The following is a 13,286-nucleotide window of genomic DNA, read 5'->3' on the forward strand; positions in this document are numbered from 1 at the left end:
CAGCGGCGAAACCGGGCGCGCGATCAGGATCGACGTCATAGAAAAGTTAGGGCACCCTCCCGCTTCGATTAGGTGCCGTTTGTTCATAAAGCCTATAAGTTGCGCTCATAAAAGCGCGCGGAGAACGCTCGATCATCCCCTCGCCCCCCGCGCGGAGAGAGGGCTAGAGTGAGGGGCAACTTCTCGGCGAATTCGCAAAAGCCGCGGTTAGGCAGGATCCTTTTCATAGATCTTTATCCCCGGCGGCAGTTGCACCCAGGAATGCCGGCGACAGTCATAGACGGAACCTTCCGGCGGGGGAAAACTCGGATCGGCAAAGGCGCCGACTGCGACGGCCACATGCGATTGTTCGTAGCCGTCCTCGGTGTGAAACACGGTCGTCCCGCAGACAGGGCAGAACCGGAACGTGAACCGGGCGCCGCGATCACCGACGCGGACATACTCGGTCGCAGTGCCGAAGACCTTGTAGGGTGCAGCGAAGGCGGCGAGCGCCGCAAAGACGCTGCCCGTGCGGCGCTGACAGGCCAGGCAATGGCAAACGCCTACTCCGATTGGTTCGCCCTGAACTTCGATACGCAGCTGACCACACGAACACGAGGCCGTTCGGGAATGCATAAAGCACCTCCTCGGATGTTGTTCGTGAACCGCTCTGTTCTTACACGATTCCGAACGGAAAATCGCTTCGCACTTTCCCTGAAACTTCTCTAAGCCGCCCTCCGGCGCCGCGCCTTAGGCTTCTCCAATGGTGCCGCCGCCGCCTGAAAGTCCGCCCATGGGTCCGTCCCGATAGCCGCAAGTCGCTTCAGCGCATTGTCGACCGTGTAATAGGCGGGGCCGACGGCAGGGCTCAATTCCTCCCAGGAGAGCGGCATGGAGACCGCCGCCCCCGGCCGCGCCCGGGTCGAATAGGGGGCCACTGCCGTGGCGCCGCGCTGGTTGCGCAGGTAGTCGATAAGAATCTTGCGCTGGCGCTTGGCCTTGGCGATGGTCGAGACGAAGCGGTCCGGGCTGTCGGCGGCCATGCGGTCGGCGATCGCCTTGGTGAAGGCCTTGATCTCCGGCCATTCGGCGGAAGGCTTCAGGGGTGCCACGACATGCAGCCCCTTGCCGCCGGACGTCTTGACGAAGGCGGCAAGTCCTGCCGCCTTCAACCGGTCGCGCGTCTCGTGAGCGGCTTCGATCACCTGGCTCCAGGCGACACCGGGGCCGGGATCGAGATCCATGATGATCATATCAGGACGTTCCAGGTTCCGAACAGTGGAACCCCAGGGATGGATTTCCAGCACTGCTGCCTGCACGAGTCCGAGCAAGCCGTCGAGATCGCGGATGCTGACCAGCGGCTCCTCGTCGGTTGGGTCGCGCACAAGCACGATATTCTCGTTCATTCCCTTCCAGGCATGTTTCTGGAAAAAATGCTCGCCGAAGATCCCGTTCGGGCAGCGCAGGAGCGCCAGCGGCCGGTTGGTAATCAGAGGGCCGATGTGCGGCCAGACCTCGGCATAGTAATTGGCGAGCCCCTGCTTGGTCACGCCCTCGTCCGGCCAGTAGAGCCGGTCGGGATGGGTAAGCGCGATTTCCGCGTCCGGCGTCCCAGCCGCCGCACCGGGCGCGCTCCTCGGCATCTCCCGCACGACCTCTTCCGGCCGCCTGTCCTCGCGTAGTCCCTGGAAGGCGGCGTGGCGCATGATGCCGTCGGCCGTCCAGACGCGAAATTCCACCTCGGCGACCAGTTCCGGCCTGACGAAGCGCACGCCCCGCGCTTCGTCGGTCGTCAGACGTCTTGCAAAGGGGCTGCGGTCCGTCTTAATACGCTCCAGCCGCCGATAGAGATCTTCGGCGACCTTGCCGGAAAAGCCGGTGCCGACGCGGCCGATATAGTCGAGCCTGCCGCCATCATAGACGCCGCAGAGAAGCGAGCCGATCGCCTTGCGCGACGTCGAGGATTGCACCCAGCCTCCGATCACCACTTCCTGGCCCTGGAAAAGTTTCGCCTTCAGCCAGCCCTTGCCGCGTCCAGAGCGATAGGGCTCGTCCGCGAGCTTGGAGATGATTCCTTCCAGTCCGAGCATGCTGGCATGCTTGAGGATCAGGCTGCCGTCGCCGTCGAAATGGCTGCTGAAGCGCAGCCGCCCGGTCTCGCCGGAAATGACCTGATTGAGCAGCGCCTTACGCTCTGTGAGCACCGCGTCCCTGACATCGAAGCCGTCGAGATAGAGGAGATCGAAGGCGTAGTAGACGAAGCGATCGCTACGGCTCTCGCTGAGATCGGCCTGCAACGCGGAAAAATCGGAGACGCCGGCGGCTGTCTCCACCACCAGCTCGCCGTCGATCACCGCGGTGCCGACCGGCAGCGCCTTGAAAGCCGCGACGATCTCCTTGCCGAACTTCGCCGTCCAGTCGAGGCCGGTGCGCGTGAAGAGTTTTACCCGGCCCGCCTCGATGCGCACCTGCAGACGGTAGCCGTCGAACTTGATCTCGTGGATCCAGCGCCTGCCGGAAGGCGGCTTGACCGCAAGCGAGGCCAGTGTCGGCTCTATGAAGGCCGGCGTCGGCGCGAATTTTGCTCCCTTTACCTTCGCGGGCTCCGGTGCTGGTAGTTCGGGATCCTTCGCCTGTCTTGCCTGCCGTCGTTTCGCCGGCTTGGGCTCGATCCTGCCCGTTTGTGAGGACCAGCCGGGCTCTTCGTCGGCGACCTCCTCGACCACCCTGCCCGTCTTCACCGATTCCGGCCGCTCCTCAAGCAGGACATCGCGCGAACCTTCGGCCAGCGCGAATTCGTCCTCCGCCTTGATCAACAGCCAGTTCTCCGTCTTCTCGCGCGAGCGGCCCGCCATGCGCACCAGGTGCCAGCGGCCCTTCAATTTGTCGCCGTGGAGCTCGAATTCGAGATGGCCCTTGGCAAGGCCCCGGTGCGGATCGAAGACGGGCTCCCATGTGCCGCGATCCCAAATGATGACCGTGCCGCCGCCATATTCGCCTTTCGGGATCGTACCTTCGAAATCGCCGTATTCGAGGGGATGGTCCTCGGTATGAACCGCCAAGCGCTTCTCGCCAGCAATGAGGCTCGGGCCCTTCGCGACCGCCCAGCTCTTTAGCACGCCATCCAGTTCGAGGCGGAAATCATAATGCAGCCTTCTGGCATCGTGCTTCTGGATGACGAAGCTGTTGCCGGCGTCCCCCTTACCGGTGGCTTTGCCACGGCTTCGCGCCTTGCTGCCCTTTGGCTCGGCGGTTTTTGAAAAGTCGCGCTTCCTGTGATAGGACTCCAGCGCCATGGATCAGCCCGCCTTACGCTGCTGCGCGGCGGCTGCCTTTCCTCTGGTGCCCGATGCGCGTGCCGTCTTCTGGCGAGGGCCTCCGGCACCGACTGCGGCCTGATTCTCGCCTGCGACCAGCCCCGCGCTCTCGCGCAGCGCGTCGAGCAGGTTCGTCACCTTCTCGCGCTTCGGCTCCTTGCGCGGCGTGATCTTGCGGCCTTCCATCTTTGCCTTCACCAGTTCGGCGACGGCCGCCTCGTAACGGTCGTTGAAGCTTGCGGGATCGAATTCTCCGACCTTCGTATTGATGATGTGCTTGGCTAGATCGAGCATCTCGCCCTTGATCTTCATCTTCGGAACGTCGCCGAAGGCCTCCTCGGCTGAGCGCACCTCATAGTCGAAATTGAGCGTGGTGGCGATCAGACCATTGCCCTCGGGGCGGATGAGGACGGTGCGCACGCGGCGGAAGAGAACAGTCTGCGCGATCGCCACGACGTTCTTCTTCTTCATTCCCTCGCGGATCAGCGCGAAGGCCTCCTCGCCGATACGGTCGCTGGGCGCCAGATAATAGGGCTTGTCGAAGAACACGTCATCGACCTGCGAGCGCTGCAGGAAAGCCTGGATGTCGAGCGTCTTATCGCTCTCAGGAACGGCTGCGGCGACCTCTTCGGGTTCGAGCAGGATATAGTCGCCCTTGGTAACCTCGTAGCCCTTGACCTGGTCTTCCTTCTCCACCGGCTTTCCGGTTTCGCTGTCGACGAACTCACGCCGGACCCGATTTCCCGTCGCCCGATTGATCGTGTTGAAGGCGATGCGCTCCGAAGTGGAGGCAGCCGTATAGAGCGCGACCGGACATGTCACCTCGCCGAATTTGAGAAATCCCTTCCATTGAGCCCGCGGTGCCATGCTTCCCTCCGCTGCAACCATCGCGATTCAACTGCATTCATAAGGGTTTGGTTCCCATAACGAAGCGAATCAATTGTGGCTTTTGCTAGGCGGTCCAGATCAAGCGCCCGAATCCACAGACAAGTTTTTGATTCGGTATGCCTTTTTGAGCCGGCGTGCGTTCTGCGCGGCGGCAACCGGAAAGAAGTCTTGTGGGATGATGGGATTGCTTGATGGGTCGTGGTGGCAAGCGTCGCGGTAGCGCGTCTGGCACACCTGCCAGCGCAGAGTCCGTCTCCTCGAAGCGAAGATCTGTGCCCCCGCGACGGCCTGCACATGGATCCTCGGGTCAAGCCCGAGGATGATGGAGTTTGGGTTCGGCACTGGCGCCATACGCACTATCAGCGGACAAGTGCATGCGAGGCCCACTTACGGCAGAATAGTTTGCCCTGGCGGCCATTGGTAATGGTGCGGAGCGTAACGATTGTGCAAAGCATTGTTTGGCACTAATGCCCACCCACACTCCGTCATCCTCGGGCTTGACCCGAGGATCCATTCCCGCCACGAGGCAAAAGGTATCCTACCAGTGGAACACCGCTCCATCGTCGATCTTGCAGTCGAACCGTGCTTCCTGAAGCACCGTGAGGTTGACGGGATTGAGGAAACTGCATGTAACCTCGATCTTTCCGTCGGGATGAACCTTGAAGTCGAAATGCTCCTGGACGGGCGTCCTGTCGGATCGCAACCGGAAGTGCATTGAAGAGAAGGCAATCGTCTGGTCGGCCTGGATCATGAAGGCGTCGAATTTTTGAGAGCCTTTCACCGGCGGACCCGCTTCCGTGCTGTCATGGATCACGCATTTGGAAAGATCGAGGGTCATGCCGATGCTCTTGCCATCGAGGATCGCGTTTTGAAGAGCCCCGAAGCTGACACTGCCCTCATCCGCGATGGCATCATGGGTGGAGAAGAGCAATACAGCCATCATCATAGCGGCCGCCCCACGGGCGGTCGGTTGAGTTCTGTTGAAATTCATGAGCTTGTACCGGTTCTGGCGCATACTTCCAAATGATCACGCGCAGGTTCAAAGTGATAAAGCGTCACTCACGTCCGGTCAGACACGGGACGCTCTATGGCATGCCCCCCGAAATCACCTTTGATTATCGGAAAGGATCATGCGTGGTCTCAAAATGATGGAGCGTTTTTGGTGCATCCTGTCCCGGCACCCGGCTCCGGCGGAACGTACGGAAGGATCAAGCTCTTCCTCTCGCTCCCGACGCCGTGAATTAAACTTGAGCGCCTGCCACATTATTTCAAATTGATGCGATAGTGTTTCAAAAGTAATCGAGCCCATAGGTTGTGGAGGATCCGCGAGGGAGGCAACCGGCCCGTGACAGCAAGCCTCCCGCATTCACGCATCTGCCGGCATCCAGCCCCTACAGACGATCGATTCGCGCTCCTATATAGGGTCCAAAATCGCTGATGAAAACAACAGCCTAAAGTCTATTTGACCGGAGATGTCATGAGCCAGGACCCGTATGAACTTCTGGGTGTGAAAAAGGATGCCACGCAGAAAGACATCCAGAGTGCCTTCCGCAAGCTCGCCAAGAAGCTTCATCCGGATTTGAACCCGGGCGACAAGGAGGCGGAAGAGCGCTTCAAGAAGGTTTCCACCGCCTACGAGCTTTTGAGCGACGAAGAAAAGCGCAAGCGCTTCGACCGCGGCGAAATCGATATGGACGGCGTCGAGCAGGCGCCGCGCAGCTATTACCGCGACTACGCGTCGGCTTCCGGCCCCGGCGGCCCCTACCAGAACAGTGCGGGCTTTGCTGACTTCGCCGACGCCGACGATATTTTCTCGAGCTTCTTTTCGCGCCGCACCGGTGGTGGTGGCGGTGGCGGCAGCCAGTTCCGGACGCGGGGCCGCGATCGCCAATTTTCCATGGAGGTCGAGTTCCTGGACGCTGTCAACGGCACCAGGACTGAGATCAGGCTGCCCGACGGCCCGCCGCTCGAGGTTCGGATTCCGCCCGGCACGCGCGATGGCCAGACCCTGCGGCTGAAGGGCAAGGGCGAGCCGGGCTTCGGTGGCGGCCCGTCCGGAGACGCGCTGATCGAGATCCACGTGCGCCCGCACCGTTTCTTCACCCAGGACGGCGACGACATACGCCTCGAGCTGCCGATCTCGCTGAAGGAGGCCGTGCTCGGCGAAAAGGTCCGCGTACCGACGCCCTCCGGACCGGTGAACCTGACGCTTCCGCCCTATTCCAACAGTGGCAAGGTGCTGCGCCTGAAAGGCAAGGGCGTGCCGAAGCGTGGCGGCGAGGCGGGCGATCTGCATGTGTCCCTGAAGATCGTTTTGCCCGACACCTCCGATGAACAGCTCACCGAATTCGTCAGGAACTGGACGCCTGCCAATGCGTCGGATCCGAGAAAGATGATGGGAGATTGACCATGGATGATCGCGAGTTTCGGCTCTGTCTGAAGATCGACAGGACGGTGCTTGACGTCTGGATCGAGCAGGGCTGGCTGGTCCCCGAGCGTGCGCCCGAAGGCAGGCAGTTCCAAGACGCCGACGTTGCTCGCGGCCAGCTCATTCTCGACCTCACCCGCAACATGGGCGTCAATGATGCCGGCGTCGATATCGTAATGGATCTCCTCGACCAGATCCATGGCCTGAGAGGCACCATGCGCGCGCTTGTGACGGCGATCGAGCAACAGGAGGACGAGACGAAAAGCCGGCTTCTTAAGGTCCTGCGCGATGCCGAGGAGCGATCCGCCCGCTATCGATAGAACATACTCCCGAAAATCGGATTCGATTTTCGGGAGGCTTATGCATCGTTTCAGGGAGAGAACGCCCGCATTCAGACGCGCGATCTCACGCTTTCGAAGATCAGCCTTGTCCCCAGTATTCCCATGACCGCGCCGGCGGCCCGGTCGATCCACGCCTTGGCGCCGAGGTAGACGGAACGTGGCCCCTTGGCCGAGAATGCAAGCGCGACGACGGCGTACCATGTGGCTTCGACCAGAAAGAGCAACGGTGGCAGCGCGATCAGCAGCCAGGCTGGCGGCGATTCCGGCATGAGGGCGGCAAAGATGCTGGCGTAGACGATAGCGGCCTTGGGATTGCTGAGTTGCGTGGCAAGGGCGAGCGTAAAGGATCTCAGCCAGGACCTGCTTCTGAGCTCCGTCGTTTCGGGAATAACGATCGGATCGGCAGCACCCTGCCAGATGCGAAAGCCGAGATAAGCGAGATACGTGCCGCCGACGATCTTCAGGACGAAGTAGAGCCAATCGACCTGCAGCAACAGGGCAGTGAGGCCGGCGAGCGCCAGGGTGCCGAATATCGCGCCGCCAAGACCCATTCCAAGGGCTGCTGCGAGACCATCCGTCCGGGATATCGTGACGGCCGTGCGCGAAACGAGCACAAAGCTCGGGCCGGGGCTGATCGCCCCGATCAGTATCGTACCGAGAATACTGAACAGAACGGCAATTGCGGACATGGGCAGTCTCCTTTCATGTTGCTGGAATCATATTGCTGGAGTGCCTGCTGCATTGGTTCTTTAAGTCGGAGCCGATTTAAGGAACGATGCAGCAATTCAAAGTGCTACAGCGATCTTTGTGTGTCTTGCAAGAGGCTCTAAATCAACAAGTTAGAGCGGGATGTCGCCCGAAAACCGCACACACTTTTCGGCATCCCGCTAACGCCGGAAAAATCAGAAATCGATTTTCGGAAGGCATGGATGGGACGCTGCCGGGAGCTCCGGTGGTGATACGTCAAATCTTTACGCCTGCGGGCCCTGCCGGTAATTCTCCGGAGATGGAGAGGCCACCCGACGCCCGGAGACGTCGTCCAAGAACCGTTCGAGAACGGGGTTGAAAATGGCGGGCGCTTCCCACAGCGGCGCATGTTTGGCCCCGGGCAGGCGATGGCAACGCCCCTCCCAAAGATTGGCATAGTCCAGGCTGTCGATGTAGTCGAGATTGAGGAACGGATCGTCGGCGCTGTTCACCACGGCGACCGGCACGGGCAGGTTTTCCACCACCCAGCGCTGGTTGACGCCGGCTCCGGCATGCGCGGCCTCGAACAGGGTCTTTCTCGCACGCCCGTCCGTCCGCTCGATCGCCGCGCGCAGAAACGGCGCGAATGCCGTGCCGAAGATGGCTTCGCCGAACATGTCGATTTCCGACGGCGTCAGACGCTCTTGACCTGCGAGCTTCATGTGCGACGTCAGCATGAACGCCTCGGCCATGCTGGAGCCGACGGGCGGCGCGCCGCAGATCATCATGCCCCTGAGAGCGGAAAGCTGTGGCGCCACCTCCATCGCGATGTGGCCTCCGAGTGACCAGCCGAGCAGCACCACGTCGTCAATCCCGAGCAGGTCGAGAATTTCGATCGCGGCATCGGCAAAGCCGAGCCGCGTATAGGTCCGGGAAGGCTCCTGCGCGTTTTCGGACTCGCCGTGCCCCGGCAGGTCGAAGGCTATCAGGCGATAATCCCTGCCAAGCGCCCCTTCCATCTGATTGCGGAAGACACCGCGGCAGGACGAGTTGCCGTGGATGAGAAGGACCGGAATCCCACCCCCTCCACTTTCCTCGATCGCGATTGCGCCATGCGACGTGGCGAGCCTGTACTGGCGTGACATATTGGTCATCGGCAAACCCCCGTTTTTCTCCGCGACATGCCGTTTCGGTCGGCGTGGATCCTGCCTAAAGCGGAGTGCATGCCGAATGATTTCAGATTGGTGAGATCGGGTTTCAAAAGTAACCGGTGCTCATAGTCTGGCGAACCGGGCAAAGGTTGGCAGACTCCTTTCCCGCGTCGAGAAAAGCGCGCTTGACTCTCGCAAAAACGAGAACATAATAGGAACATCCAAGCCGCGACGAGGCGGCAATCCATCATTGCTTACGAGCCTAGCCGACGTGCTGGTCACGCGGGGAGAGAAGACGTGCGTCCGCAAGAAGCCGATCAGACTGAAACCGACGACGAGTTGAAACGGGAGATCGAGGCCGTGCTTGCCTGGCATGACGAGGATGCGCGTGCAGCGATCGCCGCGCTACTCAAGGACTGTCGGCATCTGCGCCATCAGCTTGCGCTCGCTGAGACCGCCATGAGTGCCGGCTTCACGCGCGGCTGGGCGCCCAGCTTCGAGCGTCAGCGTTTCGAGCAACCCGGTTCCGTGCAAGAATGATGGGAGCGAGAGTGACATGCCCGACGGTCGCAGAAAGCCGAATCCGCATCCGAACAAGGCGCACCATGAGCCGACCATGAGGAAGGCCAGGGAAGCTGGTCAGATCGTCAAGATCACCTGCACATGGTGCCGGATCACCCATCGTTATCGCTCCGACGATCTGCTCGAGCTCTGCGGCGATGTCCCGATCTTCGACGTGCCGCGCAAGTTTCGCTGCGAGCGATGCCGACGCAAGGACCACCTCGATGCTGCCCTCGAACTGCCGAGTGCGGCAGAGCTGGTGGACATGCAGATCCGCAAGCTGGTGACGATCAAGACAATCCGGCGGCCCGTCTGGGAAGACGGGAAGCCGTAGGAAGGGAGGCGCGTCTCTCCTCCTCCTCCTCGGGATACGCACCTCCCTGCAAGCGGGCGACGGGGTCTATCCTGGTCCCGTTGTCCCCTCTTGCCGCACGAGAGAGAGTTAGCGTGAGGGCAATCCGATCTTCCGAGCGGGGAGAAGGGCCCAGCAGCGCGAGGCATGATGGGCGACCATGTAATCCGACTGGCATCTTTGACGCCGCCAGACTCCTATTCCTTGAAAGCGTTCCCTCTCCGTTCCATATTAGTCTATTATGGAAAACACCCTTGACACCCTTGGCAAGGCAGCGCGCGAGAACATGGTAATCTGCGCGCAGTGTCGGCGCTGCGGAAGGAGAGGCCGGCTGATGGCCAAAGACGCCGCTGCCTATTTCGGCAGTCGTCGCGACCCAATGACGCTGCCGTTCCGCTGCACCATCTGCGACGCTCACGACGTTGAGATCAGCTTCGGCTGGATGGACAGTGCGGGCAGAGATCTCAAGATCGTCTGGAAGGCTGCGCCACCGGACCAAACGCACTAAGGTGCGACAGCGACATGCAGCCTAGAGCGTGAATCGCCTTTCACGCCACAAGCTTAGCGTTGTATTCGCGACAACTTATCGAAAGTCGTTGTATGCTACCGATTTGAGGCGTAGGGTAAAAGCTTCCTCATTAGGGCAAGGGGAACTTCCATGAAATTTGAGAACATAAGGACCGCGCTGCTGGTTGAAGATGAAGCGGTTATCGCTCTCGATCTGGAAGATACTCTGGCGCATGCCGGTCTGTCGCGGTTCATGACGGTGAGTTCATGCGCCGCGGCAAAAGACTGGCTTTCCACCAACACGCCCGACGCCGCCATTCTCGATATCAGCCTGCGCGACGGTCCCTCCACAGAGATCGCCCTCACCCTGCTCGCCCGGCGCGTCCCCTTCATCGTCTACACCGGAATTGACGAGGGCCCCTCGCCCATCTTCGACAAGGTCGAGCGACTGATGAAGCCCAAGAGTTCGGATGCCATTCTGTCTGCCTTGCGCGCTTCCGTTCGACGGGCGAAGGCCGACCGCTGCGCGGTTCCCTGAATCGGAGCCGGTTTGAAGATAACGTGCAGCAATTCAAAGCGTTAGAGTGTGGCGCTGAAACGAATGGACCGGCTTTATTTCGGCGCATTTCAGCTTTTTATTTCTTTCGCGACGGCCTTGCCTCGGCTGCGGGATGCGGGTAATTCAGCCGCTCGTCACCTGCCTGTGATAAACTAAATCCGAAGTCAGACTTATGGAGGATTTCCGATGAGGCTCTTGTTCGCGGTTTTGATCATCGCGCTGGCAGGGAATGCCTACGGCAAGGACCCTGCCAAACAGCCGGCAGGGATGCAGGAAACCTACTTCTCGGCGTGCGAGCAAAATCCCGCCGTGGTGGGCAAGACCGGAAATGCTTTGGGCGCTGCCTTGGACGCCTGCATGCAACAAAGCGGTTTCAAGTTGCGCGCCGAATGCAGGACCATGACGAGACAGAGAAGCTGTTACACGCGCAATCCACTTTGGTGGTTCAGCTATTGATGCTCAGCAATTCAGAGTGTTTCTCGGATGGCTCCCCCTCCGCACGCAGTGCACCTTTCCTCCAGGTGAAAGGGGAGCGCACCCTCCGCTGCCCGATTGCCCTCCTCTCCGCGCCAGGAGAGTAGCCGGGGTAAGGCTAAGGCAAGTCCAAACGCTTGAATCCTATGCAACCGCCCCGAACTGCGCCTCGTGCAGCCTTGCATAGTCGCCCTTGCGCATCAGCAATTGCGCGTGTGTCCCCTCCTCGACAATCCCGTTTGGTCCCACCACGACGATGCGGTCCGCATTGCGGATCGTCGCCAGGCGATGCGCAACGACAAGCGTCGTGCGTCCCTTTGACAGGGTCGAGAGCGATTGTTGGATCATCTGCTCCGTCGCTGTGTCGAGCGCCGAAGTCGCCTCGTCGAGAATCAGGATCGGCGGATTCTTCAGGAATATCCGCGCAATCGACAGTCGTTGCTTCTGTCCACCGGAAAGCTTGACGCCACGTTCGCCGGCAAGCGTATCCAGACCATCGGGCATTGCCGTGACGAATTCGTCAAGAGCAGCCTGCCGCAGCGCCTCCCAGATCTCCTCATCGCTCGCCCCGAGCCGCCCATAGCCGATATTCTCGCGAATGGTGCCGCCGAACAGGAACACGTCCTGCGCCACGATGCCGATCATGGAGCGCAGCGAGGCCTGCGTCATATCGCGAATGTCGATGCCATCGATGCTGATCGCACCATTGTCAACTTCATAGAAGCGCGGCAGGAGCGAACAGATCGTCGTCTTGCCCGTCCGGAGGGGCCGACGAAGGCTATCGTCTCGCCCGCCTTGATCGTCAGATTCAGTCCCTGCAGCACCTTGTCGTTCTGGTGGTAGCCGAAGCTCACATCGCGATACACTATGTCGCCGCGCAGCCGCTCGATGATGACGGCTCCCGGCCGATCGACGATATCCGGCGCGGTGTCGATCAGTGTGGTGAAGCGCTTGAACCCGGCAATGCCCTTCGGATAGCTCTCGAGCACCGAGGTAATCTTGTCGATCGGCCGGAAGAACACGTTGACCAGCAGCAGGAACCCGACGAAGCCGCCATAGCTGAGCTCGCCGGTCATCACGAAATAGGTCCCGGCCATCATCACCACGAGCTGCACGAAGCGGGTGCTGAGATAGGTGAGCGTAATGCTCGCCGTCATATAGGCATAGGCGTTGAGCTTGGTTGCCCTGTAGCCTTCGTTGTTGGAGGCAAAGAGCGCGCGCTCGTGGTCCTCGTTGCCAAAGGCTTTGACCACCCGGATACCGCCGACGCTTTCGCTGACGCGAGAATTGAAGTCGCCGACCTGGCCGAAGAGCTTGCGCCAGTTTTGCGTCATCTTCGCGCCGTAGCGGCTGGTGAGCCAGGCCATGAACGGCACGATGATCGTCGTCATCAGCGCAAGCTTCCAGTGCACGCTGAACATCAGGATGAAAGCGCCGATGAAGGTCATCACCGCTATGAACAGGTCCTCAGGACCGTGATGGGCAACCTCACCCACCTCTTCCAGGTCCTTTGTCACATACGTGATCAGATGCCCTGTCTTGTTATTGTCGAAGAAACGGAAGCTCAGCTTTTGGATATGATCGAACGCCTGCCGGCGCATATCGGTCTCGATGCTGATGCCGAGCGCATGTCCCCAGTAATTGACGATAGCCATCAGGCCGGTATTGAGCAGATAGACGGCTAACAGCAGTGCGACGACGGCTGCAATCAGCCCCCAGTTCTGACTGGGCAGCAGATTATCGACGAACAGCTTCACCGCCAGCGGAAATCCCAGCTCGAGCAGTCCCGAGAGCACTGCACAACCGAAATCCAGGAAGAACAGCGTCTTGTACCTGGCGTAATAGGAAAAGAAACGGCGCAACATCGCAGAACTCGATTGATGATTGCAAAAGGGATTGTCGTCCGGCCGGAAAATATCGGGCGGTCGAAGAAAATCGACCGTCCGATATGTATGGATTTCGTGTGCCGCAATGCCCGGCCTTTGCGAAGTATTTGCGACAAACGGCGCACCGCTGCAACCCTCATGCGAAAAAACACGGAC

The 13,286-nt window shown here is 60.4% G+C and carries 13 protein-coding genes and 1 pseudogene; 7 read left to right on the forward strand and 7 right to left on the reverse strand.

Going from position 1 to position 13,286, the window contains the following annotated elements:
• Positions 1 to 207 precede the first annotated feature (207 nt).
• The 4 genes from AAE029_RS12645 to AAE029_RS12660 all read right to left on the reverse strand — a co-directional run bounded on the left by AAE029_RS12645 (position 208) and on the right by AAE029_RS12660 (position 5,130).
• On the reverse strand, positions 208 to 615 hold the full coding sequence (locus AAE029_RS12645) for a GFA family protein (protein ID WP_371073202.1): 408 nt from the start codon (positions 613 to 615) through the stop codon (positions 208 to 210).
• An 89-nt stretch (positions 616 to 704) separates the two neighbouring features.
• Positions 705 to 3,275: a DNA ligase D gene (gene ligD / locus AAE029_RS12650; RefSeq protein ID WP_371073203.1), complete on the reverse strand. Its 2,571-nt coding sequence runs from the start codon at positions 3,273 to 3,275 to the stop codon at positions 705 to 707.
• A 3-nt stretch (positions 3,276 to 3,278) separates the two neighbouring features.
• On the reverse strand, positions 3,279 to 4,163 hold the full coding sequence (locus AAE029_RS12655; RefSeq protein ID WP_371073204.1) for a Ku protein: 885 nt from the start codon (positions 4,161 to 4,163) through the stop codon (positions 3,279 to 3,281).
• A 559-nt stretch (positions 4,164 to 4,722) separates the two neighbouring features.
• Positions 4,723 to 5,130, reverse strand: coding sequence for a VirK family protein (locus AAE029_RS12660; protein WP_371073205.1), 408 nt, complete (start codon positions 5,128 to 5,130; stop codon positions 4,723 to 4,725).
• A gap of 531 nt (positions 5,131 to 5,661) precedes the next feature.
• Between AAE029_RS12660 and AAE029_RS12665 the strand changes: the two genes are divergently transcribed.
• On the forward strand, positions 5,662 to 6,591 hold the full coding sequence (locus AAE029_RS12665; protein ID WP_371073206.1) for a DnaJ C-terminal domain-containing protein: 930 nt from the start codon (positions 5,662 to 5,664) through the stop codon (positions 6,589 to 6,591).
• A gap of 2 nt (positions 6,592 to 6,593) precedes the next feature.
• Entirely contained in the window at positions 6,594 to 6,932 is a 339-nt protein-coding gene (locus AAE029_RS12670) for a chaperone modulator CbpM (RefSeq protein ID WP_371073207.1), read from the forward strand.
• A 71-nt stretch (positions 6,933 to 7,003) separates the two neighbouring features.
• On the opposite strand, the gene AAE029_RS12675 is transcribed toward AAE029_RS12670, so the two are convergent.
• Both AAE029_RS12675 and AAE029_RS12680 read right to left on the reverse strand, forming a co-directional pair.
• The gene (locus AAE029_RS12675) at positions 7,004 to 7,642 is read right to left on the reverse strand and encodes a LysE family translocator (protein ID WP_371073208.1); all 639 of its coding nucleotides are present in this window, start codon (positions 7,640 to 7,642) and stop codon (positions 7,004 to 7,006) included.
• A gap of 282 nt (positions 7,643 to 7,924) precedes the next feature.
• Positions 7,925 to 8,794, reverse strand: coding sequence for an alpha/beta fold hydrolase (locus AAE029_RS12680; protein ID WP_371073209.1), 870 nt, complete (start codon positions 8,792 to 8,794; stop codon positions 7,925 to 7,927).
• Between the two features lie 294 nt (positions 8,795 to 9,088).
• Here AAE029_RS12680 and AAE029_RS12685 point away from each other — a divergent pair, with 294 nt between their 5' ends.
• From AAE029_RS12685 to AAE029_RS12705, 5 genes are all read left to right on the forward strand, one after another.
• Positions 9,089 to 9,331 (forward strand): hypothetical protein, encoded by a 243-nt coding sequence (locus AAE029_RS12685; protein ID WP_371073210.1) that lies wholly within the window; start codon positions 9,089 to 9,091, stop codon positions 9,329 to 9,331.
• A gap of 16 nt (positions 9,332 to 9,347) precedes the next feature.
• Complete coding sequence (locus AAE029_RS12690) at positions 9,348 to 9,686, forward strand: hypothetical protein (RefSeq protein ID WP_371073211.1); 339 nt, start codon at positions 9,348 to 9,350, stop codon at positions 9,684 to 9,686.
• Positions 9,687 to 10,038: 352 nt separating this feature from the next.
• Positions 10,039 to 10,212: a hypothetical protein gene (locus AAE029_RS12695; protein WP_371073212.1), complete on the forward strand. Its 174-nt coding sequence runs from the start codon at positions 10,039 to 10,041 to the stop codon at positions 10,210 to 10,212.
• A gap of 150 nt (positions 10,213 to 10,362) precedes the next feature.
• Positions 10,363 to 10,749, forward strand: a complete 387-nt coding sequence (locus AAE029_RS12700) for a response regulator (RefSeq protein ID WP_371073213.1) — start codon at positions 10,363 to 10,365, stop codon at positions 10,747 to 10,749.
• Between the two features lie 207 nt (positions 10,750 to 10,956).
• Positions 10,957 to 11,226: a hypothetical protein gene (locus tag AAE029_RS12705; RefSeq protein ID WP_371073214.1), complete on the forward strand. Its 270-nt coding sequence runs from the start codon at positions 10,957 to 10,959 to the stop codon at positions 11,224 to 11,226.
• Positions 11,227 to 11,388: 162 nt separating this feature from the next.
• Here the strand turns inward: AAE029_RS12705 and AAE029_RS12710 are convergent.
• Positions 11,389 to 13,109, reverse strand: a pseudogene (locus AAE029_RS12710) (ABC transporter ATP-binding protein).
• Positions 13,110 to 13,286: the final 177 nt, after the last annotated feature.

It is taken from the genome of Sinorhizobium sp. CB7 (assembly GCF_041357635.1).
Classification (GTDB): Bacteria; Pseudomonadota; Alphaproteobacteria; order Rhizobiales; family Rhizobiaceae; genus Rhizobium.

Bases quoted from the DNA above. Each gene is read 5' to 3' on its own strand.
- AAE029_RS12680 (WP_371073209.1), bottom strand. From the start codon at position 8,794: ATGACCAATATGTCACGCCAGTACAGGCTCGCCACGTCGCATGGCGCA.
- AAE029_RS12670 (WP_371073207.1), top strand. From the start codon at position 6,594: ATGGATGATCGCGAGTTTCGGCTCTGTCTGAAGATCGACAGGACGGTG.
- AAE029_RS12675 (WP_371073208.1), bottom strand. From the start codon at position 7,642: ATGTCCGCAATTGCCGTTCTGTTCAGTATTCTCGGTACGATACTGATC.
- AAE029_RS12700 (WP_371073213.1), top strand. From the start codon at position 10,363: ATGAAATTTGAGAACATAAGGACCGCGCTGCTGGTTGAAGATGAAGCG.
- AAE029_RS12705 (WP_371073214.1), top strand. From the start codon at position 10,957: ATGAGGCTCTTGTTCGCGGTTTTGATCATCGCGCTGGCAGGGAATGCC.
- AAE029_RS12665 (WP_371073206.1), top strand. From the start codon at position 5,662: ATGAGCCAGGACCCGTATGAACTTCTGGGTGTGAAAAAGGATGCCACG.
- AAE029_RS12690 (WP_371073211.1), top strand. From the start codon at position 9,348: ATGCCCGACGGTCGCAGAAAGCCGAATCCGCATCCGAACAAGGCGCAC.
- AAE029_RS12695 (WP_371073212.1), top strand. From the start codon at position 10,039: ATGGCCAAAGACGCCGCTGCCTATTTCGGCAGTCGTCGCGACCCAATG.
- AAE029_RS12655 (WP_371073204.1), bottom strand. From the start codon at position 4,163: ATGGCACCGCGGGCTCAATGGAAGGGATTTCTCAAATTCGGCGAGGTG.
- ligD (WP_371073203.1), bottom strand. From the start codon at position 3,275: ATGGCGCTGGAGTCCTATCACAGGAAGCGCGACTTTTCAAAAACCGCC.
- AAE029_RS12645 (WP_371073202.1), bottom strand. From the start codon at position 615: ATGCATTCCCGAACGGCCTCGTGTTCGTGTGGTCAGCTGCGTATCGAA.
- AAE029_RS12660 (WP_371073205.1), bottom strand. From the start codon at position 5,130: ATGATGATGGCTGTATTGCTCTTCTCCACCCATGATGCCATCGCGGAT.